Source organism: Bacillus sp. AFS088145, assembly GCF_002564465.1.
Classification (GTDB): Bacteria; Bacillota; Bacilli; order Bacillales; family Bacillaceae_G; genus Gottfriedia.
The window spans coordinates 121,585-144,830 of sequence record NZ_NUUX01000006.1; the positions used below are offsets into that span (position 1 = coordinate 121,585).

Below are 23,246 nucleotides of genomic sequence, written 5' to 3' on the forward strand. Positions count from 1 at the left end.
CTCTTAATTAGTAAATTAGTCTTAATGAACGAAACGGCTCCATTTTGCTTACCGTATGTTGCATTAGGCAAGTATAAATAAAAGATTCTTATAAAAAAAGTAGTTTCATAGATTTGTGTACAAGCAGTTTTTTCTCTTTTTACATATTATTTATGGATGTCCCTATTTGAATATTATTGACCCACCATTTGGTAACTGGACAGTAAAAGTTCTCCCTCACCATACACTGCTCATCGTTGTCACCGGTCCATCTTCTCCTCCAGCTTTCGGAACATGGCGTTTTTCATTTTGGGGTGATATAGGCCGCAATGAGAAGAAAAACCAACTTAGTGTGGAAGTAATAGCTGGGAGAGTATTTGGCTCTGGACCGGATTTGGCTTTTAATAATGCTGGGGCGACTTTCCCTCATGCGTTGTTTGTTGATGCAGAAATTGAAGTAAACGGTCCATCAATTCCAGTCCCACCAGGTGGTATTATTACGGTCTTTTAAACGAATACGATATTAGGGTATACCTTACAGCTTCAAGAGAGATTGAAAACATGAAAGGAAGTTTCTTCGACGATAAGAAAAAAATAGTTTCTTACCATGAAGAACACGATAGAGAATTGGGGAGGAAAATATGAGCATTAGTGAAGCTCTTATTGTTAATTGAAGTGTAATGAGGTGTACTCTTTTGAATGGTTGGCTAACGCAGTTGTATTGATCGACTGTTTAGTCAACTATTTTATTAAGTAAAATGGAATTTAATTCAATTAAATAGGATAATTTGCTTTGGAAAATAAAAAGAAATAATTGATAGAATTAAAGTGAATTAATTCAGATGTATTTTTGTTTATCTTATTTAAAGGAGAAAAAGGGATCAAATGAAACATTACTTAGAATTCACTGTAAACATAAAGCCAGTTCAAGTATCTCAAATTATTTTAGAAGACACAGAATTAAAGTCTAGTTTGATTTTCCAAGATTATAAAGTTGCTGAGGAGAAAGAAATTGTAATCCTAGTATTTCAAAAATATTTTTTTAGAAATGACAGTACAGCAACATTGACGATTACGATTGATAACTTTAGTGGTGTGACGTATGTTAAGTGCATTTCCTCAGGTAATGGGGAAGGGATATTTGATATTGGTTGGGGAGCAGGGAAAAGTTTTATCAAACCAATCAGGCTAAAGTTGGCAGCTAATATATTGGAAGTAATTGAGGAAAATTAATTTTATGTGTTAGAGAAAATTACTGCAAAGTTAAAACTACAAAAGAGGTGAAAATGCATGGAGATTTCCATCCGAAATGCCAATCAAGAAGACTACGAGTCATTATTACCTTTATTTAGACAAGTTCACGATTTACACGTTTTTGAAAGACCAGACCTATACAAAGAGAACTCAACTCCAGTAGGAGAAGAAGAGTTCAATAACCAACTAAAAGATGATAAACAACATATCCTTGTAGCTACTCAAGGTAATGAAATAGTAGGCGTGGCAGTTTTGAAGGAAGAAGAAATACTTGAAAACTCTTTTGTAAATGCAAGGAAAATCTTACTTGTAAATAGTTTATGTGTTGATGATGCGAGTAGGAAAATGGGGATTGGAAGAAAACTTATGCAATCTGTTATTTATTTCGCGAAAGAATTGAACGTTCATAGTATTGAATTGGGAGTTTCGGAGAGTAACCAAAATGCGATTCAATTTTATGAGTCTATTGGAATGGCAATAAAAAATAGAAAAATGGAGTTCCGATTAGGTTAAGCAAAGGAGATGTCAATACCGGTATCTCTATTTTTAGTTAATTAATCACGCCCTGAATTTTTTACATAAATCGTAGCAAGGATTGGATTCTGAACAAACAGAACTCAATCCTTTTTTTACCTAAAATAGGATTAGATTTAGATATAAGAGAAAAATGGATCTGAAACGGTAGTGTAGCAGTAGGGGGTTGAGGCAATTTAATTGCAGCTGGTAAAAAAGGGGATTATGATCAAGTTACAGATCATGCAATTCAATATATGGAAAAGGTACGCGCTGCGAAAAAAACTTTGCAGTTAGTATAAAATAAAAAATTGGAGGTCATTAAGATGCTAACAAATCTAAAAGAAACAGTAACATTACATAATGGAGTAAGAATGCCACGATTAGGCTTAGGCGTTTTCAAAGTTTCAGAAGGAGAAGAAGTTGTGGAATCCGTAAAAGCCGCAATCCGAAATGGTTATATCAGCATCGATACTGCTGCAATTTATAAAAATGAAGAAGGCGTTGGTCAGGCCATTAAAGAATCTGGAATTGCTCGAGAAGAATTATTTGTAACGAGTAAAGTTTGGAATTCAGACCAAGGCTATGAAACTACTTTACAAGCTTTCGAAACGAGTCTGAATTTATTAGGGCTAGATTATTTAGATCTTTATCTCATTCACTGGCCTGGTGTTGACAAATATAAAGATACTTGGAAGGCGCTTGAAAAATTATACAAAGACGGTCGTGTCCGTGCAATTGGTGTAAGTAACTTTCAAATTCACCATTTACAAGACTTAATGAGTGACTGCGACATTAAACCAATGGTTAACCAAGTAGAGTTTCATCCACACTTAACTCAAAAAGAGCTATTAGCTTTCTGTAAAAATGAAGGGATCCAAATGGAAGCATGGTCACCTTTAAAACAAGGTCAGCTTCTAGAGGAACCAGTGTTAACAAAGATTGCTCATAAATATAATAAATCAGTAGCACAAGTCATCTTAAGATGGGACTTACAAAATGATGTAGTAACAATTCCAAAATCAATCAAAGAAAACCGTATCATCGAAAACGCAAATATTTTTGACTTTGAATTAACACAAGAAGACATGGAAAACATAGATGCTTTAAACCAAGATAGTCGAGCAGGTTCACATCCTGATACGATGAGAGTTGGGTTTTAAGTCAGTTATTTTAGGGGAGTCTCGTTTGAGATTTCCCTGTTTTATTTTAGGCAATGAATAAGTCCAGAATTGTGATAGTAGAAAAACTAAGAGCCAAATAATTGGCTCTTTTTATCTATTAAGGAAGAATAGTGCTACATAAAATACCCTACTATTGAAGGAATTAATGTTTTACTCAAAATGGTACAATTATTTTAATAACAATACTGTATTTATCACTTTTAGAGGTTAACTATGAAAATTAAATTATTGTACTATGCTCCATTTTTATTAACTGTAGGAATAGCTATTTGCTATGGCATACCTGAAACTCTATCATTTGTTGCTGGATGGTTATTTATTTCAATATTTTATGTTGGACTCCCAATTTTAGTTTTCTGTTTACCATATTTTCTTTATTTTTTATTGATGGGAAAATACTTGAAAAAAACAGTTAGGTATTCTTTTCAAGCAGTTCTTAGAACAATCGGGTTGTTAGGGATCTTTTTAATAGTTTCGCTTTATATTTACGAGCCAATCGAAAATATAATCTATTTTACAAATGAAACAAAAACTGAATTAACGAAGCGCTCGCTAGTTTTATTCGAAGAAAGAATGAAAACAAAAGGAAAAGTAGTATGGATTCATCAAACAAGTAAAATGGATGGATGGGCAGATGTTGAAGTTAGTGGCCTAGTAGAAGGTAGGGGATTAGAAATCGATATTGAACCTATTAATAAAGATATTAATCGAAGCATAGATTTTTATTATCTATATAAGGACGGAAAATGGAGAATTGAAAGAACTGAAGCACTAGTAAATTAAATATTAAAATAAAAAGCTTGTACCATTTATTACTTTGTAATCGTAGGTACAAGCTTTTTACTGTTTCTATTAAATCATTGCTGCTGAATATGTGGTTGTTCTTTTAAATGATCTGTCAGTTCATCTACAACAAATGCGAATTCATCGTAAGATACACATTCTAATGGGAATTCTAATGCTACTTTGTTTTGTTTGTTGTAAATTGCAACAACTTGGGAACGTCGATCAAGAAGTCTTGTTTTCATGTTAGACTTTTGGATTGTTATTTTTTTTATGTCTTCTAGTAAAATCTGAGAGTGAGCATCCTTTTCGGTATATCGGACAACATTGCCGACGATTTCGATTTTCTTTTTTACTAGTTTGGTTTTATAAATATGATATGAAACGATTAAAGCAGCAAGTAAAGTTGTTAAAGAAATGTATACTGGGTCCATTGTTGAGAATGCTTGATATCCTCTTAAAGCTAGTAGGAGGTACCATGCGTAGAACCACTTACTTATTTTTGGCTTACCTTCATAATGTACAAGTGAAGCATCTTCTTCTTTTTCATTCGCTCTTTTGTCCATAAATAGTTGTACATGTTCTTCGATTGATTTCTCATTGAACTGTCCATCTTCTAAATAAGTACCTTCCCACATATGGACAGAATCGTTGTCTTCCTCAAGAGCGTAAGCACCTACCCATGCTGGCATGACTTGATCATCATGTGAAACGGAAGCTAAATAATACCGGATTGGTTGATTATATGAGTTTTCAATATCAAGTTGTTTGATTAACTCGATTGTTTCAGGGACAAAATCATGTTCTTGTACGATATGAAGAAACAAGTGACTTTTAGCAAAGTATTCTTGTTTTTTCTCTTTAATAGGGAATAAGTGTTCTTTACGAATTCTGAGTATTTCCCAATAAAAGTATTCTGTGGATTCTATATTTGTTGCACAGTCCAACAGTAGTTCTTCAGGTACGTCAACGTCACGTTGAAGAGCGGCAATAATTGCGTTAGTTCGAATAAACGGGTCAGTAAATGACATTGCTTCTTTTATAAAAGGTGTCATCTCATCATTAAAGTAATACTCCATTAAAGATAGATAAATCGCCATTATTGAACGGATTTGTAAATATGTTTCTTTCCATGAGCCATACACAAACTTAATATCATAATCATTTTGATAAGACAGAAATTCATCTACTTGCTTTTGATAATCCACTAATAACAATGGTGCGATGTATTTTGTTTTGAAACGGTCTAGATAATTTTTATCTAAACAGTATGACAACAATCGATAAAAAGTAGTTTTATATTCTTCCACTTCAAATAATTCAGTATGTTTTTCTAATAGTTTAATAATGATGCCAGGGTTGGCATATAGAACATCTAATGGTAAAACAACTTGTTTGTTTTGAATATCTTGTTCGATTAATTCCAAGATTGCTAGTTCATGCTCTTCTCCGTCAAAAGAGGTTATGTATCGAAATACTTCTTCTTTAGCAGCCTTACTATATTCAGGGTAATATTTTATTAAGGCCTCTGTTAATTCTGGTATTTCAAAATCAGAGATGAATTTGATTAGATGGTAGCTAGGTTCATCCCAAACCTTAAATGATGTTGGATATGGATAAGCGGCTTCTTTTGCTAACCATTCCAAAGTTAATAAATTAAATTGTAGATCATCTACTTCTGATAGTTCGATTAATTCAAAAATTGCATCATGTCGAATTGTTGGATCTGTATGTTTTAATCCTTCGACGATGCGTTTCAGTTGTGATTTATAATTTGACACAATACTCCTCCGATATCTAATTGTAAGTTTACATTTCTAACAATATTTTAATTTTATTGGAAATAGTTATAGATAGCCACTGTTAAATAGTAGAAAAATATACTAAGTTATAAAATAAAAGCCTGTATCATTGATTATTTGATAATCGTGGATTCAGGCTTTTTGTTTATTGAAGTTTTAAAATTGCTCCTATTTGCATCCAATACTATTTAATTTTTCCATAAATCTTGCTGTTTGAATTTTACTTTGAGCTAAACGATCATGACGTTGTTTTCGAACTTCATCAATAACACTTTCTAGTGAATTATTTTTTGCAACAATAGTTCGATCACCAATGGTTAATGTTACAACACCAGTTGAGCTGTTTGCATAAATTTGAACTTTATTTTTATCACAATTATTTATTCTTCTATATTCCTCAATCAACATGCAATTCACCTTTCTTATTATTGATGTCTATGAATATCTGGAGAACCGATTATTAATAGTTTAGTATACTGAAGTCTTAAATAGCGTGTTTAAGATTGTCTATTTATTGGACAATCTTTTTTTACTTTTCGAGTTAACCCTTCTTTATCCAACCAAGCAAGAGGCGACTACGATCAACCATTAACTTCTGATGAAAAGAAGCAAAAGTTTACTAATCTGGTTGGGGAGTTGAAGGGATTTTTTGGTAAGAATTTGAGCTATACTAAGTTGGAGACAGTACAATAATAGCTTATAAAGAAAGGACGCATTTTGCGTCCTTTTATTAATTTAAAAACAGCTCCAAAGCCTCTTTGTTCTTTTCAGCATCTAACTCCAATACTTCACGGGCTTTTTCATTTCTTTTTGGTGTAAAAGCGTTGTTTATAGGTATTCTCAATGTCTCTACATCTTTGTCTTTACCCTTAACTATGTAATCAGAACTTATTTTTAATAGGTCCATTGAAGACATGTTGGTTTGTATGTATGATTGGATAACCCCCAACGTTTTCGGCAAACTTGCAATTCCTTTAATAGTAAGTACTTGGGATTTAATAGCTTGCAGCACTTTTTGTTGTCTAACAACTCGATCAAAATCACCTTTTGCATCATGTCTAAATCTTGCATACCCTAAAAGTTCTTTTCCATTTAATTGTTGAACCCCAGGTTTAAGACTGACTCCGATATTACTTTCCATCGGTTTCTCTACATTAATTGTTATTCCTTTTGGAGCAATCTCATCAATCATTTCTTCAAAACCTTTGAAATCAATTATTGCATAATATTCAATTTCGATTCCAAAATTTTTTTGAATCGTTTGTCTTAGAAGTTCAACCCCTCCGAAAGAATAAGCTGCGTTAATCTTATGTTTTCCATATCCGGGAATAGGAACATAACTATCTCTCATAATTGAAACTAACTTTGTTTCGTGTTTTTTATCGTATTGTAAGATCATAATTGAATCCGTTCTAGAGCTTCCACCTTTTTTACGAGCATCTTCTCCCAATAATAGGATGTTAGTTTTATTAGGTACTTTAGTAGAATTGAATTTTATATTTTTTTTATTAGCTTTTTGCTGGCTTATCTGAATTCCTTTTTTATATTGATAGAATCCATAACATAGTGTGCCTGATATTAGTATCACTAGGATTAAACTTAATTTAATTATAAGACTTTTCTTCTTTTTCTTAGGATTTCTATTCATAGTTCTCCGTTACCTTACAGTTCCCTTCATTAAAGTTTAGAAAATAAGTTTTCATTTAAGGAACCTCTTTTTTTTATTCTGAATTGATTAGAAAACCTTATCTATCAAATCGATCACCTCTTTATGTAATATATATTGTTTTTAATTATAGTAATCTTGGGAATGAATTTAGTGGAATTTTTGTGAATGTTTTAGTAAAACGTTACAAATTTTTACTTTTAAAGGTACCTTTGTGAAGATTATATAAAAATATAGGAATAATGCATGTTAATAGAATCATAGTTGTTAAATTTACATGGAGTTTCTATAGGAGTAAACGCGGCCGTAGATAAAAATGTGAAATCGTTCACAAAAATGACACTGTATTTTAGTAAAATTTACCTTTTAAAATGCTAAGCTGATTTCGTAAACGTTTACTAAAAATACTAGGAGATAATTAAGCTTAAAAATGAATAACGGAAAAATATTATTATTATTTACCTTTCATTTACTAGTTTTATTTACAGGTCAATTAATGTTCAATAAGAAAAGTAAATCATACCTAACTAATGAAGTTATAAGTAAGGCCATATCAAACAAATTTCTTTCTATTAATGGTCCATATAGTCTTGGAGTAGGAGAAGTTACGCCTTAAATTTTACGAAAAGGTTTAAATGAATTATGGAAAATACTAGATGACAATAATGAAGTAGGTTTTTTAATAAAACAATCAATTTATGTATTTGGAGGAAATATCATGAAAAAGAACACCAAAACAGGAATTACTTTAATTGCTACATCTTTAATTTTAGGAACAATTATTCCAACTATTTCTCAGGCTCAAGAATCTAATACTTTATCCCAAACAATAGATGAGACAAACTTAGTTGATAATAGTAAACTAGCATTTAGTCCTTTAATAGATTCAAATTCTTTAATAAATATAAGTCCAAGAGCAATTGCCTCTCCTCCAGAAGGTAGTTCAAAATTTTCATACGCTACAACAATTAATTTCACTACAGGAAATCATACCGCTAAAGAGTTAGCTGGTACAATAGCTGCTGGATTAGCAGGTCTTTTTGTTCCGGGATATATGTCATCTACATTTGCTGGTTTTGCTCAACACATTATTTCAACATACGGCCCAGGTCCTAATCGATACGGAAAAGATGTTGTTCAATACTATTACTCTGGAAAAACAAGAGTTCTTAGGCACAATATATATATATACAGCGATTCAGCGCGTACAAAATTAATAAAATCTTACTGGACTGAAACAATTTAAAATAGCGGAGGTTAGCATCAAATTATTCAATGCTGACCTCCGTTATTTACTTATTAACAAATATTGATATACAAATAAATAATACAAAACTAAAAAAAATATATTGATAATTTCGTTTAGTTTTAGGCATTTTTATAAAAATAATTAAGTAACTTAAAAAAAATAAACATATTACAACTACATTTACGATACTTTTCATCATAAAACGAGTATTTAACATAAGAAATAAAGACTGCATCCCCGATGAAATAGATAGTATTCTATAAAAAGTAAAAGCGTTCTGATCCTTTAGAAAAACATTCTCATCCATAGTCTTCAATTACTCCTTTTTTAGTCTAATCTACCAAAAAAAATAAAATTTTTCATTACTATATTTTGAATTGATTAGAAAACCTTATCTATCAAATCAATCACCTCTTTATGTACTATAATGTTTTTAATTATAGTAATCTTGGGAATGAATTTAGTGGAATTTTTGTGAATGTTTTAGTAAAACGTTACAAATTTTTACTTTTAAAAGTCCCTTTATGAAGATTAAATAAAAATATAGGAATAATGCATGTTAATGAATCATTGTTGTTAAATTTTCATGTGGTTTCAATAGGAGTAAACACAGCCATAGATAAAACTGTGAAATTCTTCACAAAAATGACACTATATTTTAGTAAAATTTTCCTTTTAAAATGTTAAGCTAATTTCGTAAACGTTTACTAAAAAATTAGGAGATATGATATGAAATAAAACATGAATGGGAATTACAGAAGAATAAATAGAAAAGACAATTGAGTATAATAATTAACCATTTTAGTTTAGGATATGACGTCATTCTACATTTAAGAAAATTTTTAACTGATTTTGTAAGGAAACTATAGTAAGGGGTATATATAGTATACACCCGCAAAGCATTAACCCCACCGCATTCTCTTTAACAAGCAAGGTTCATTAACAGATGCAATTGTAACGGTAATTGTATTTCGATCTTGCTCATGTTAATGGTGAAGTTGATAACATAGTCTTTTACATATGGATTAATTTCACTAGCAGGGGTATTAGACTCTACCAATTAAAAAAGGGGGCATTATCATGTCTTTATTGAGGAATAAAAAAACAATTTTTTATGTATTAGGAATGGCTGTATTGCTTTCAACTTTAACTATTTCTTTGCCACATCTTGCAGCTAACTTGGGTATCTCGACTACAGTAGCTGGCAAAGTTATAACCATTATTGATACATTTAGTACTATTACAACGATCATTAGTCTAGTTGCGATTATTGTGGGATATGGAGTTATTTCAACTGCACTTGTTATTACCGCTAAAAAAATTATTTCAAAATATGGAAAAGGTTATGCAACTACTTGGTAAAAGTAGCTAAATAGAGATATATGTTAAAAGCTATTTTAAAGTTAAAAAGTGAAGAGGTTAAAACTATTTTTAATAGCTTGTTAATAAAATCTGAAATAAATAAATTATTAGTTAAATACATAGGGATAGTTTTACTATTCCTATGTATTTTTCTTATTATTTGTTATCCAGTTGAGCTATTGTATCTATTTAATAGATTTAATGTCTTTTTTATATCATTGGATATTAATATATTATTTTTGTTTACATTGGTGACAATGATTAGCGGGAACAAGAATATTATTTCAACCTTACAGTATGATTCCTATAAGTTTTACGGAGATAGATATTTATTTTTGTTTTTTTATTTAAAAGAGAAAATTATGGTATTTATTTGGATGATAATTGTCCTAATCTTTGTTTTTTTAAGCTACGTTTTCTCTTACATTTCTTTAACTAGTTTTCTTATCTCACTTGTATCTATATTACTATTTATCACATTAAACATACTTTACCTTGTATATATAAAGAATAAAAATCAAAAGAACTTTATAAAAGTTTTAAAACTCATTTTATTATTATTTGCATTTGGGATGTTTCTTATATTCATTTCTTTTAATTGGTTAGGCTTTGGTCGTATACCTTTATACGCAGTGATAAATATTCCATTGTTTTATTTATGTGCCAATTTATTTATTTACTCAGAATTAATATATGCAAACGCTAACTACAGACAACTGTTTATGCAATTCAAATATTTAAGAGTTCCTTTTATAAAGATTTATGAGAAAACAATTTTATACAAGAATACTTTCCATACTTTTATAGGCATGAATATTTTAATTATTCTTTTTTTAATAAATAAAGGATTTTATTATATACACATTTTAACTTTTATAGTAGTAAATGCCTTCGCTTTTTATCTTTTATTACTATTTACATATAAAATAGTAATGTATGAATCATTTAAAGGACAAAAAAATTATTTCTTTTACTTTTTTTTCATGGAATTGTTTTTTTGTTTTATTGCATTTAACGTAATTTACATTGGGTGATTTTTATTAAAATATTAAATATATATTTTTTATGTATAATTTGCTTATTTATTCTATTTTTAATTTTAGTCGATGTACCGTCTAATATAAATTCTGATTCAGTATATAAGAATATTGCATGCAAGCCAGAAAATGTTTTTAAAATATTTTCCAATAATTTAATGGCTATTATCTTTTATATAATACCAATACTAGGAGTTGGAAAATTATTAATAGACTTATATATTACAGTGGGATCATTAAAAATCTACATACTACAATATAATTTTGAAAATACTTTATTTTTATTTTTTCCCCATTTTTTATTTGAATTATATGCTATGACAATATGGGTATATATGTCATGGGTTTTATTCAGAGATATTTTTATAGAAAAAGAGTTAAATTATACTAATTATATTAAATTAATCTTTTTTTCTATTGTTCTTTTAATTATATCTGCAACAATTGAAGCTACTGAGAGGTGTTTTTTTTGATTGAATTAAAAAATATTGATTTTTTCTATCATGAGGAAAACTATATCTTTAAAGATTTTAGTTTAACCCTATTAGATAATAAAAAATACTGGTTACAAGGTAAAAACGGATCAGGAAAAACTACACTATTAAATATTATGTTGGGAATAAACAAGATCAATGAAGGGAATTGCTTCTTAAATTACAATAAAAGTAAAACCCTTTTCGTTCCATCAACCCCGTTTTACGAACCATATATGCTTTTAGAAGATTTTCTACTTTTTTACCTTAATAAGATGTTGAAAATTCCAAAGCAATTCATCATTCTTGATGAATTAATAAAACTACTAGGATTAGAGAGTAACCGACACACTTCTTGCAAGGACTTATCTAAAGGAACTAAGCAAAAAATAATTATATCAGCTTTATTTACTGACTATCCTTGGGAATATTTGTTCTTGGATGAACCTTTTGAGCATTTAGACATGGCTACATGCGAACTGGTTAAGGACAGAATTTTCAATAGCGAATCTTTTGTGTTTATAATAAATCACAAAGAACAATTATTAAATAGTATATATGACATTGAGAGATTAGTATTATGAATTCAAAACCAATGTTTTTTATGAACTTTTCTCTATTATTTGGGATCATTTTTCTATTATTTATAGAAATTAAGAACTTTTATAAAATTCAATGGTCACAATCAAATATAATAATAGCTATATTTGCTATATTATTTGTCATGCTAATATTAATTCTTTTTATTAATATTTTGTTTAACTTTATTTTAGACAGATTTACATCATATAATTTAGATTATAAAAAAAATCAAGAAAAAGTATTAAATACTATTTTCTTAGTTAATGAAATATTATTTTTAATAACATATCTTTTATTACTATTTAATAATCAATTATTCTTTACCTTACAAAATTATAAATATATTACACCTATTATTTTTTCATTATTATTTTCTGTTCTATTGGGATTAAAAATTAAAGACTTAATATATTTCAATGTCGGGATAATCTCAGCAAATATTTTTCTTTTGATTTCCCAGAAACTTTTCGTATTTATAATCAAATCCTTTTAATTGATTCATTAATATGGTTGATATTATGTCAAAAGTGGATAAATTTTGATCAAAGATGTAAATAATGAAAAATTCTTTTGATTAAGAGAATAATTTGAGTAAATAACTTAATAGTAGTTCTAGATGAATCAAAGCTGAAAGTACTGATTAATCAGTACTTTTTTATTTTATAGAAGATATAAAATGTGTAGCGAAATTACAAAAATGAGATTGAATATTGTTGGAAGCATTATTCAAAGAATTAAAGTCTTGTTCCATAGTCATATGTTCCAAAAAAAATAAATGCGGATGTTGAACAAGATGTGAAAATGTTCACAATAATGACAATGTGTTTTAGTAAATTTTACCGTTTATAATGTTAAGATAATTTTGTAAACGGTTACTAAAAAAATAGGAGATCTATCTAAGTAAAAACATGAATATGAAAAAAATATTATTTATTATTTTATTATTTATTGTCTCAATCTTTCTACTTGTTTTATTGACAGGTCAAATAACGTTTTTTAAAAAGAAAAGTAAATCATACCCAACTAATGTAGTTATACCAATATCAAATACATTTCTTCCTATTAACGGGTCATATAGTCTTGGAGTAGGAGAAGAATCACCACTGAATTTTACCTATATTTATTCAAGTGAAAAGAAAGACTTTTTTACTGAAATTGATTCAATCATGTTAAGTAATGAAAATGAAAATTCTATTAGTATTGAAAGTTTTGAAGTTAATGGAAGAGCTAAGATTGGAAAGTATCATGTGAAAAATTTGGTGCTTAATATTGTTGGTAAGTCTGAAGGAAAAACAGAAATAAGGGAAATAACCATATTAACTAAGATTGGTTTGAAAAAATATGATGTTGGAGCATTAGGAATAAATGTAATTAAAGATACCTCGGATAAGCCGCTGGAAGTAGGTAACAGTAATCCCATTATTAGAGGTGAAGAAAATAATTACATCTATAGTTTACAAAATAACAGTATCAACAAAATTGTAATAAACAAATTTGCTGCGGAATTGGGTGGTGAACAAGTATTAAATATTACACCATTCGTTATCGATGTAAATAAACAAAAAGAAGAAGAAGTTCCCATTAAATTTGATTTTCAAAAATCACCTTATGCAGTCACGGTGATAAGACCATCAATACATTATTCAGATGGAAACAAACAAAGAGTTTTACTTCCACCACCAACATGGTATGGCTTGGGAATTACAGAAGAACAAATAGAAAAAACTATTGAGTATAATAATTAACTAATATAGTTCAGGGTAAATAGATTAAATATCGTTTCATATTTGCCATGTATATGATTATGCCGAATGGACTCAAGGAAGAGTTTTTTAGATTAATAATAAAGGATATTAATAACACTTTACTTTAGATCTAGAAGATGTTGCTCCAGAAAATAGCGTGTTAAACGGCTGATATCTGATATATTGGTTTATCAAAAAGGTATTAGGAGTTGAGAAAATGAAAAAATTAATCTTTCATGGTGCAACTAATATAGAAATTGAAAAAAAGAAATTATCTTTAAAGACTAGAGTTCATGTAAAAAACTTACTTTCACATCATGGAGAATTAGTTATACATGACGATGGAATTGAGTTTAAAGATTGGAAATTTATTAAATGGCACAATATTATTGATTTGAAATTGGAAAATGATAGAACAGTTAGTTCAAAATCATTCATGACTCAATCTAGACTTTTCTTCTTAAAATCAGCGAAACCGATAAAGATGTCATTAATAAATGATGAGGTTATTTACTTTTACGTTAATTGGAATTTTGTTACAGGATTAAGTGATAACAATCACATAATGAAATTAATTAAAGATAAAATCTATTAATAGATCTCTGCATTCGAATAAAAGTTAGAAGGTGACAATTTTCTATGAGTTATTTGTTGGAATTTAAAAACGTAATTGTTATAACAATAACTGCAACGATATTAGGTTCTATTATTCCTATGAAATCCCATGCTGAAGAGATTGCGAAACCAAGTAACGAAAAAACTATTAATCAAGTAAGTACACAATCTAGTTTAACAGCACAGTCTATTCTTCTAGTTAGAGTGGTAAATACTAAGTATAGTCAGATGCCTATTACGGCAGTTTATAAAGATGGGGCAAGTCCGATTTCTTTTGCAGCAAATACATTAATTCCGTTTTACGATCTTAACCAAGAAGACGAAAATGTTGATATATTTTCAAATAATCTAGATTTGCTCAAACAAATCGATTACTAAATTTAGGATTTACTAGTTGGATTATAATTGAAAAAGGAATAGCCATAGAGATTGAAGTTAATAGTAAATAAAAGAGAATAAAGGATATATTTATTATTTTGTTGTTTTCCATGCAATTTTCAAACCTTTCTTTATAACAATAATCTGTATATAATGCCGATGATAATTATCATTAATTGTGCAATACTACCAGTTCCAGGGGATAATTTTATTATATTAGATTTAATAGGGGAAATTATTTACTATATTTATACTTTTTGTGAAAGAAAATGGAAATAATAAAAAGCTACACTCAAACTATTTGATAGTTTATGTGTAGCTTTTATTATTTTTGTTTCTATTAAATATAAAGAATCTCGTTAATTAAATACTCTTCAATAGAGTTAAATCAAGAATATAGCAACAACAGTAGTAACAGCCAACCCAATCAAAACAGGCACTAAATTCCGTCTAGCCAACTCAAAAGGACTAACATTACAAATAGCAGCCGCAGGAATCAACGCCCAAGGAATCAATGTTCCGCCACCAACCCAAATCGCCGCAATTTGCCCCATAGCAGTTAATGTAGCAATACCATGACCAATCGCCGTAGCAAATAATGAAGCAACCGATCCAGCAAGTGAAATTCCAGAGAATCCAGATCCATCTAAACCTGTAATTGCCCCAACAGTTGTTAAAGTTACTCCTGCAACCCCAGGATTTACAGGTACTGAATGCGCCAAAGCAAATCCTAAATCATTCACAATTCCATGTGATCCTTTTGGCAAGTAATCTCCAATAATTGCAGTAAATCCACTATCCCCTAGATAGAAGAAGGCCGCAATAGGAATAACCGGACCAAATACTCTAAACCCAAATTTGAATCCATGAATTAAATAATTTGTTACCTCTTCAAATCCTTTATTTTTGTGCCCCAACATGGATAGAAATGAAAGAATGATTAATGCAGTGCCCCCGATTAATGCTGTTGCATCTCCACCTTGTAAATTGAAGTGAACCATCGACCAAATATCCACTGCAAATAAAATGAAAACAAGAGCGGCCATCCATTTTTGTTGCGTAGATGAAAGCAGATAGTCTTCAGCTTTCGTATCTTCTTCAGGTAATTCTACTGTTAAAAGTCCTCTTTTCATATCTCGTTTTAAGAAGTAAAAAGCAACCACAGTTGTCACGACACCCATTACGATTACAAGTGGAATACTAGCGTGTATTACATCCGAAACCGGAATGCCAGCCGCGTCAGCTGTTAGTTTAGGTGCGCCTTGAATTACGTAATCACTTGAGAGAGCGATACCATGACCGAATAAGTTCATTGCCATCGCAACGCCTAAAGCTGGTAAGCCAACTCTTAATGCAACTGGAAGTAAAACCGCACCAATTAAAGCAACTGCAGGCGAAGGCCAGAAAAACCAAGATACAACCATCATTACAATACCAATCGTCCAATAAGCAAGTGTGGCGTTTCTCATCACCTTTGTAAATGGACTGATGAGTGCCTGATGCACTCCACTATCAGTTAAAGCTTTACTCATAGAAACAATAATCGAGATTACTAGAATTGTAGAAAGTAATTCGGTTATAGCATAAATGAAACTCGAAAACAGGATACTGACGGAACTTGAAAGTGACTCAGTTGCTACTAGACCAAGAAGGAAAATTCCTGCGAGGCAGACTAGGCTAGTGTCACGTCTAAGAATTAAAAATAAAATAATTAAACCTATAAATGCTACATAAAGCCAATGTATGGCAGTTAAATCAACATGCATGAGAATAGCCCCCTTTCGATACATATATTGGCTAACAATATATGCATTCGCCTAGATTAGGGTGATTGGAAAGATTTGACAGATTGACTTCTAAAAGTAGTACTTAATTAGCTACATTTTTAACTCAAATTAATAGAAAGAAAATTACTTAATGACGGAATAGTCAGAATTGTGTATAATGTTAATAAAATAGAAATCGTTTCCGCATTGTGGAAAAAGTGTTGTTAATTACTCGGTGGGAGGGATGAAACAATATGATTAAGATCAAAAGTGTAAGTAAATCATTTGGGCCTTTACAAGTATTAAAAGGAATTGATTTAACGATTAAAGAAAAAGAAGTGGTTGTTTTATTAGGAGCAAGTGGATCAGGAAAGAGTACCCTTTTGAGATGTTTAAACTTCTTAGAGATTAATGATAAGGGAGAAATTTATTTTGAAGGTGAATTGGTTCAACCCGGCAAAACAGATTTGAATAAAATTCGGTCGGAGGTTGGTATGGTTTTTCAACACTTCAATCTCTTTCCGCATAAAACGGTTTTAGAAAATATAATTGAAGCTCCTATTCATGTTAGGGGCATGAAAAAAAGTGAAGCAAAAGACATTGCTATTGCTTTGTTGGACAAGGTTGGACTGACAGATAAGGCTGATGAATATCCAGAAATGTTATCAGGAGGACAAAAACAAAGGGTTGCGATTGCACGTGCACTTGCGATGAACCCGAGGGTAATGCTGTTTGATGAGCCTACTTCAGCATTAGATCCTGAACTGGTTGGAGAGGTTCTTCAAGTTATGAAGCAGTTAGCAAGTGAAGGAATGACAATGGTTGTAGTCACTCATGAAATGGGTTTTGCTAAAGGTGTAGCAGATCGAGTTTTATTCATGGAGGAAGGTTTAATTTTAGAGGAGGGTACACCTCAACAGTTTTTTGAAAATCCACAAAATGAAAGAACAAAACAATTTCTTAATAGTATTTTATAATTTAAAAAAATGATGGAGGTAAGTGTAATGAAAAAGAATTGGCATGGTATTTTATTATCTTCAATGATAGCAGGGGCAATGTTTCTAAGTGCATGTGGGGCAGATAAAACGAGTAATCAAGCGAGTTCAAAAGAATTTCATTATGCGATGAGTGGGTTATATAAACCATTTAACTTTAAGGAAGATGGCAAGCTTACTGGATTTGATGTTGAAATCGGTAAAGCACTTTCAGATAAGATGGGAATGAAAGCTGTACCAGTAACAAACCCATGGGAAACAATTGTACAAGGATTAATATCCAATAAGTATGATGCGATTTTGGGGAGTATGACGATCACTGATGAACGATTAAAAGTGGTAGATTTCAGTAATCCATATTATATTTCAGGTTCTCAGATTTTTGTCGCTGATAATAATAAGGAAATCAAATCTGCTGAGGATTTAAAAGGGAAGAAAATTGGCGTTGTAAAAGCAAGCCCATATAAAGATTTAGCGATTAAATATACTGGAAAAGAAAATGTAGTTGATTATGATAGTGATCTAACGGCTATCATGGATCTTCCAACTGGTAGACTAGATGCTGTGATTACGGATCAAATGGTTGGATTTAGAGTCATTAAAGAAGGTAAGGCTAAGATTAAAGATGTTGGCACACCACTAACTCATGATAACCAAGCAATTGCTGTAAGGAAAGATGATAAAGAACTTGAGAAGAAAATTAATAAGGCATTAGATGAAATTATTAAAGATGGAACTTATGAAAAAATTAGTAATAAGTGGTTTGGTCGTAATATTCTTGAAGAAAAATAATAATAGAGTACTAGCATAAAATAAGAGCCTAAGATTTTCTAGGACAAGATGAGGGGTGAGGTTCATCATGCATATATTTTTAAATACGTTTCATGTATTTTTAGTAGCAACTTTATTAACATTAAAATTGACAATAGTATCTACTATTTTGGGAAGTGGAATAGGACTTATTTTTGCATTTTTTAGACTCTCCCGTATTAAAGTGCTTAATTATATTGCTAATCTCTATATCACGGTCATTCGTGGGACACCGCTTATTGTTCAAATCGCCATTTTATATTTCGGACTTTCTAGTATTATTACATTTTCGCAGTTTTGGGCTGGTGCAATAGCGTTAGGTGTGCATAGTGGAGCATATATTGCTGAAATCTTTCGTGGTTCAATTCAATCAATTGATAAAGGGCAATTGGAAGCTGCCCGTTCTCTTGGGATGTCCCAACCTTTAGCAATGAGAAGAATCGTACTACCTCAAGCATTTAAAATTGCGATTCCTACTCTTGGTAATCAGTTTATCATTGGATTAAAAGATTCTTCACTCGTAGCTTATGTAGGGATGCAAGATTTATGGGGAGCAGGACTAAGTGAGGCTGCCTCTAACTTTGAACAGATGAATACATATATTGTAGTCGGTTTATATTATCTTGCACTTGTACTAGTTATTACGTTTGGCGTTAAAAAGCTTGAAGATTCTTTAGATGTGAGTCGTGGTAAAAAACGAAAAATAAGAAAAAATAAGGCTAATGCATCATTAGAATCAATAAAGCTGTAAATAAATCTAAAAGTCCTTGGAAAAACAGACGATAAACTTGTATGATAGATGTAAAAAATTACTCTCACAATTATTCATTTGCAAGTTCGAAATGAAAACAAAAAGAGCTGAGATATTCGAGTCAACGCATCTTTAAAGAAACTTACGTATACAACCATTACGTAATGAACGGGAATCCACCTAATGGGGAATACTCCCAGATTTTTGAACAGACTCCCCAAGATAAGAAGTGAAGAGTCATAGGAGTTATGATCATGGTCCAATCATTTGACCGAGCAATGCTTATTATTGATATCCTAAATTCAGATGAATCCAAAAGTAATTGGCAAATCACCGAATTAGCGGAAGAAACATCTCTATCTCTTGGTACGCTTCACCGATTACTAAATTCTTTAATCCAACACGGACTTGTTGTACAAATACCTGAAACGAAACATTACAAGCTGGGGTATAAATGGATGGAACTTGGCCTCCGTCAATTGGATAAAATGGATTTCAGATTAGTTGCAAGACCAGTAATGGAGCGTTTGGCGAACCATGTAGAGGAAAGCATCTATTTAAATATTGAGAGTGGTATAGATGGAATTGTGATTGATAAAATTGACAGTCCTTTAAAAATTAGAATTGCTGAAAATTTAGGTATCCGTATTCCACTACATATTGGTGCTCCCAATAAAACCATTCTTGCTTATATGAAAGAAAATGAAATACAACAAGTACTAGATCAGTTAAATCTTTCACTTAATTCAATATCAATTCTAAAACAACAACTGGTCGATATCAGAAAAAATGGTTATGCAATAAGTCAAAGTGAAAAAACAGAGGATACGGCGGCTATTGCGGCACCAATTACTGGATACAACAACAAAGTACTTGCTGCTTTAAGCGTGAATGTACCAGGATTTCGTTTTACTCAGGAACGTATTCCATACTTGATTGAAGAAGTAATGAAAGCAGCAGAAGAAATTTCAAAGAAAATAGGGAAAATATAGGTGATACCTTATAGACGCATTCCAGTGATATGGGATGTGTCTATTTTTTTCTAAAAACATACTTGGTTTTACTCCATCAGAAATTACCATAAGGGGTAAATACGATTCATCCCCATCCAAATTATCAATTCTCTCATTTAATATTTTTCCTATTAATACCTTGTCATAAAAGCGATATCACTAGCGTAAAATTTAAAATATAATTTCAAAATACTTAATGTAATATTAGAAATTTTGTTTATAGTAAACAACCTAATAATGTTACTTTTTAGGATGTATTAATTGGTCAAATTGCTGAACTTCAGACACTTTCTGAAATTAAGGCGTTTGATGAATGTTCATTTAAATTGAAAAAAAAGGGAGAGGATAAACAACTAACAATCTAGCAACACCGACTATTCAAATCTATTTCAGGAGTTAGATTATATCTTTTAAACAAATTAACTTGTTAATTTAAAAGGAGATGTAAAGATGACAAAGGGGATTAGCAAATATTTATTAATTGCCGAACTATTATTAGAGCATTTGGGAGGAGTGGAGAATGTTTCGTCGTCCACTCATTGTATGACAAGACTACGCGTAGCATCGAAAGATCATTCAAAGGTAGACATAGAGGCAATCAAAAAGACAGAAGGGGTTCTAGGAGTTGTAGAAGAGGAAACGATTCAAATCATACTTGGACCTGGTGTTGTAAACAAAGTTGCAGCAGAGTTTGATAAACTGCTTGCAGCTGCTGATGATTTTGATTTGAATGAAGTAGCTTCCAAAAACAAATCAGAGATTGATAGAAAGAATGCAAAACCTTTTAAACTGTTTTTACGTAGAATCGCTAGTATTTTCATTCCGTTAATTCCTGCCCTTGTAGCTTCAGGATTAATAACCGGTATAACAAAAGCAATTGTTCAAGCAGAATGGCTTGCAGCAGATTCAAAATTAGCTATTATTTTAACTGTTATCGGATCGGGTCTGTTTGCTTATCTTGGAATCTTGGTCGGAATAAACGCATCAAAGGAATTTGGTGGATCCCCCGCGCTTGGGGCATTGGCAGGTATTCTTGTCATCAACCCTGGAGTTGCAGATATTTCTTTGTTTGGGCATAATCTGCTTCCTGGGCGTGGAGGGTTAATTGGTGTTCTTTTTGCTGCAATCTTCATCGCTTTAGTTGAAAGGGGAGTAAGAAAATTTGTTCCGCAGTCTCTAGATATTATTCTCACACCTACCATAGCGTTATTAACTACAGGTATCGTTACATACCTAGTGTTTATGCCTGTTGGCGGTTATGTATCAGATGCAATCACAAAAGGACTATTGAATGTTCTTGATTTTGGAGGAGTTGTAGCTGGATTTGTACTTGGCGCAACATTCCTTCCACTAGTCGTTACTGGGCTCCATCAAGGTTTGACGCCAGTTCATCTTGAATTAATTAACTCCATTGGAGATGACCCATTACTACCAATCCTTGCAATGGGTGGAGCAGGTCAAGTAGGGGCAGCGTTTGCAATTTACTTTAAAACGAAGAAAAAAAGTTTGAAACGTGCGATTGGTGGGGGACTTCCATCAGGAATGCTTGGAATTGGTGAACCATTAATTTTTGGTGTAACTCTTCCGCTAGGACGTCCGTTCTTAACGGCATGTTTAGGTGCTGGAGTTGGCGGAGCATTTCAGGCTCATTTCCATATCGCTACAATTGCAGTCGGTGTTTCAGGACTTCCACTATCATTCTTAGTTCATACTAATCAGATTTTATTATACTTAACTGGAGTTATTATCTCTTATGTAGCTGGCTTTATTTTTACTTTCTTATTCGGATTTAAAGATGAAATGGCAGTAGAATTCAAATAAACTAAGTTAACATGTCAGCGGGAGAGCTAACACTATTTTAGAAGATTTAAAAAGAAGGGCTTCTAGTTTAGCAGTCCTATTTGTCATAAAAGACGGGAAAATCGTGAAGAATGATAGCTAAGGCTAGATGTGAAAATTAGTGCTCATCAAAATCTATATCCGTTTGGCTAGAGTCTCGACATTCGTTCAGTTATTGCAACTAAAATAATTCGATAAATAGAGGAGGGGGGAGATGAAACGAGTATTTTTGTACATTATGATTATTGTCCTTTGTGCATGGCCGATCGAAAAAGATGTTTCTGCAAATAAGAAAAAGAATAAAGTAACTCCTGGAATTGAAGTTCTTTTAGATGATCAGAAAGAACTTTTAAAGGGAAAAAAAGTCGGCTTAATTACCAATCCAACAGGTATTGACTCTAAGCTAAACAGCATTGTCGATTTGTTGTACGAGGATCCAGATATCGAACTAACAGCTTTATTCGGACCTGAGCATGGAGTTCGAGGTGATGCCCAAGCTGGAAGTTATGTCGAATCGTATATTGATGATAAAACAGGACTACCTGTTTACAGTCTTTATGGAAAAACAAATAAACCAACAGCTGATATGCTTAAAAATGTAAACTTACTTCTCTTTGATATACAAGACGTAGGTACACGCCACTACACATATATTTACACTCTGGCATATGCAATCGAAGCGGCAAAAGAAAACAACATTCCAATTGTAATACTTGATCGTCCGAATCCACTAGGCGGACTTTCAGTTGATGGTCCTGTTCTCGAACCTAACTCCTCATCCTTTATTGGGATGTACCCAATTCCAACGAAGCATGGAATGACAATTGGAGAACTCGCTACATTCTTCAATAAAGAATATAAAATTGGAGCAGATTTAAAAGTCGTCAAAATGAAAGGCTGGAAACGTTCCATGGATTACGACGAAACAGGACTACCTTTTGTTTTACCATCACCTAATATGCCGACAGTTTCAACAACATTTATATATCCAGCAACTGGTCTAATTGAAGGTACAAATATGTCAGAGGGACGCGGAACAACCAAACCGTTTAAAATAATCGGCGCACCATATATTAATGGAACAGAACTTGCAGCAAAGCTGAACGCATTAAGACTTCCGGGTGTGAAATTTAGACAGGCATCCTTTATACCAACATTCTCGAAACATGCGGGAATACTGAGCAATGGTGTTGAAATTTATGTCACGGATCAAGAAAAATTAGAAGCGGTCTCAACAGGACTTCACATCATTAAAACGATTCATGACATGTACCCAAATGATTTTGAATTTCTATCCAACAACTTCTTTGATAGATTAATCGGAAACGACTGGATCAGACCGATGATTCTCGATGGAGCTTCCGTTACAGACATCATGAATAAATACCAGAATGAATTGGATGAATTTAAGAAGGTTCGAAAAAAGTATTTGATGTATAAGTGATTTACT

The 23,246-nt window shown here is 31.5% G+C and carries 21 protein-coding genes; 17 read left to right on the plus strand and 4 right to left on the minus strand.

The features are described from left to right. Positions 1-166 precede the first annotated feature (166 nt). The 5 genes from COI44_RS03610 to COI44_RS03630 all read left to right on the plus strand — a co-directional run bounded on the left by COI44_RS03610 (position 167) and on the right by COI44_RS03630 (position 3,713). Positions 167-490 carry a hypothetical protein gene (locus tag COI44_RS03610; RefSeq protein WP_098426698.1) on the plus strand — a complete coding sequence of 108 codons (324 nt, stop codon included), beginning with the start codon at positions 167-169 and terminating at the stop codon, positions 488-490. 374 nt (positions 491-864) lie between these two features. Next, the gene (locus tag COI44_RS03615; protein WP_098426699.1) at positions 865-1,212 is read left to right on the plus strand and encodes a DUF6054 family protein; all 348 of its coding nucleotides are present in this window, start codon (positions 865-867) and stop codon (positions 1,210-1,212) included. Between the two features lie 57 nt (positions 1,213-1,269). Further along, positions 1,270-1,746 carry a GNAT family N-acetyltransferase gene (locus COI44_RS03620; protein WP_098426700.1) on the plus strand — a complete coding sequence of 159 codons (477 nt, stop codon included), beginning with the start codon at positions 1,270-1,272 and terminating at the stop codon, positions 1,744-1,746. A gap of 326 nt (positions 1,747-2,072) precedes the next feature. Further along, positions 2,073-2,909, plus strand: coding sequence for an aldo/keto reductase (locus tag COI44_RS03625; RefSeq protein WP_098426701.1), 837 nt, complete (start codon positions 2,073-2,075; stop codon positions 2,907-2,909). A 234-nt stretch (positions 2,910-3,143) separates the two neighbouring features. After that, positions 3,144-3,713 (plus strand): hypothetical protein, encoded by a 570-nt coding sequence (locus COI44_RS03630; protein WP_098426702.1) that lies wholly within the window; start codon positions 3,144-3,146, stop codon positions 3,711-3,713. Between the two features lie 74 nt (positions 3,714-3,787). Here the strand turns inward: COI44_RS03630 and COI44_RS03635 are convergent, their stop codons facing one another. From COI44_RS03635 to COI44_RS03645, 3 genes are all read right to left on the minus strand, one after another. Continuing rightward, entirely contained in the window at positions 3,788-5,494 is a 1,707-nt protein-coding gene (locus tag COI44_RS03635; protein ID WP_098426703.1) for a hypothetical protein, read from the minus strand. A 189-nt stretch (positions 5,495-5,683) separates the two neighbouring features. Then, complete coding sequence (locus COI44_RS03640) at positions 5,684-5,923, minus strand: hypothetical protein (protein WP_098426704.1); 240 nt, start codon at positions 5,921-5,923, stop codon at positions 5,684-5,686. A 322-nt stretch (positions 5,924-6,245) separates the two neighbouring features. Then, a complete protein-coding gene (locus COI44_RS03645; RefSeq protein ID WP_098426705.1) occupies positions 6,246-7,163 on the minus strand; it encodes an LCP family protein in 918 nt (305 codons plus the stop codon). 736 nt (positions 7,164-7,899) lie between these two features. Between COI44_RS03645 and COI44_RS03655 the strand changes: the two genes are divergently transcribed. From COI44_RS03655 to COI44_RS03700, 6 genes are all read left to right on the plus strand, one after another. Continuing rightward, complete coding sequence (locus COI44_RS03655) at positions 7,900-8,427, plus strand: hypothetical protein (protein WP_098426707.1); 528 nt, start codon at positions 7,900-7,902, stop codon at positions 8,425-8,427. Positions 8,428-9,510: 1,083 nt separating this feature from the next. Further along, positions 9,511-9,792 carry an uberolysin/carnocyclin family circular bacteriocin gene (locus COI44_RS03665; protein ID WP_098426709.1) on the plus strand — a complete coding sequence of 94 codons (282 nt, stop codon included), beginning with the start codon at positions 9,511-9,513 and terminating at the stop codon, positions 9,790-9,792. Positions 9,793-11,298: 1,506 nt separating this feature from the next. Beyond that, positions 11,299-11,886 carry an ATP-binding cassette domain-containing protein gene (locus COI44_RS03680; protein ID WP_179887003.1) on the plus strand — a complete coding sequence of 196 codons (588 nt, stop codon included), beginning with the start codon at positions 11,299-11,301 and terminating at the stop codon, positions 11,884-11,886. Positions 11,887-12,798: 912 nt separating this feature from the next. Then, complete coding sequence (locus tag COI44_RS03690; protein ID WP_142329220.1) at positions 12,799-13,629, plus strand: hypothetical protein; 831 nt, start codon at positions 12,799-12,801, stop codon at positions 13,627-13,629. 217 nt (positions 13,630-13,846) lie between these two features. Continuing rightward, the gene (locus tag COI44_RS03695; protein ID WP_098426715.1) at positions 13,847-14,224 is read left to right on the plus strand and encodes a hypothetical protein; all 378 of its coding nucleotides are present in this window, start codon (positions 13,847-13,849) and stop codon (positions 14,222-14,224) included. 44 nt (positions 14,225-14,268) lie between these two features. Continuing rightward, positions 14,269-14,622: a hypothetical protein gene (locus tag COI44_RS03700; RefSeq protein ID WP_098426716.1), complete on the plus strand. Its 354-nt coding sequence runs from the start codon at positions 14,269-14,271 to the stop codon at positions 14,620-14,622. 383 nt (positions 14,623-15,005) lie between these two features. Here COI44_RS03700 and COI44_RS03705 read toward each other — a convergent pair whose 3' ends face one another. Further along, on the minus strand, positions 15,006-16,388 hold the full coding sequence (locus tag COI44_RS03705) for a hypothetical protein (protein WP_098426717.1): 1,383 nt from the start codon (positions 16,386-16,388) through the stop codon (positions 15,006-15,008). Positions 16,389-16,642: 254 nt separating this feature from the next. On the opposite strand from COI44_RS03705, the gene COI44_RS03710 reads away from it, so the two are divergent. The 6 genes from COI44_RS03710 (at position 16,643) to COI44_RS03735 (ending at position 23,240) form a co-directional block, all read left to right on the plus strand. Beyond that, complete coding sequence (locus COI44_RS03710; RefSeq protein WP_098426718.1) at positions 16,643-17,365, plus strand: amino acid ABC transporter ATP-binding protein; 723 nt, start codon at positions 16,643-16,645, stop codon at positions 17,363-17,365. 27 nt (positions 17,366-17,392) lie between these two features. Next, complete coding sequence (locus COI44_RS03715) at positions 17,393-18,175, plus strand: ABC transporter substrate-binding protein (protein ID WP_098426719.1); 783 nt, start codon at positions 17,393-17,395, stop codon at positions 18,173-18,175. Positions 18,176-18,242: 67 nt separating this feature from the next. Then, positions 18,243-18,944 carry an amino acid ABC transporter permease gene (locus COI44_RS03720; protein ID WP_098426720.1) on the plus strand — a complete coding sequence of 234 codons (702 nt, stop codon included), beginning with the start codon at positions 18,243-18,245 and terminating at the stop codon, positions 18,942-18,944. 254 nt (positions 18,945-19,198) lie between these two features. After that, positions 19,199-19,936 (plus strand): IclR family transcriptional regulator, encoded by a 738-nt coding sequence (locus tag COI44_RS03725; RefSeq protein WP_098426721.1) that lies wholly within the window; start codon positions 19,199-19,201, stop codon positions 19,934-19,936. A 471-nt stretch (positions 19,937-20,407) separates the two neighbouring features. Beyond that, the gene (locus tag COI44_RS03730) at positions 20,408-21,778 is read left to right on the plus strand and encodes a PTS transporter subunit EIIC (protein WP_098426722.1); all 1,371 of its coding nucleotides are present in this window, start codon (positions 20,408-20,410) and stop codon (positions 21,776-21,778) included. A 232-nt stretch (positions 21,779-22,010) separates the two neighbouring features. After that, positions 22,011-23,240 (plus strand): exo-beta-N-acetylmuramidase NamZ family protein, encoded by a 1,230-nt coding sequence (locus tag COI44_RS03735; protein ID WP_098426723.1) that lies wholly within the window; start codon positions 22,011-22,013, stop codon positions 23,238-23,240. The last annotated feature ends 6 nt before the right edge of the window (positions 23,241-23,246 follow it).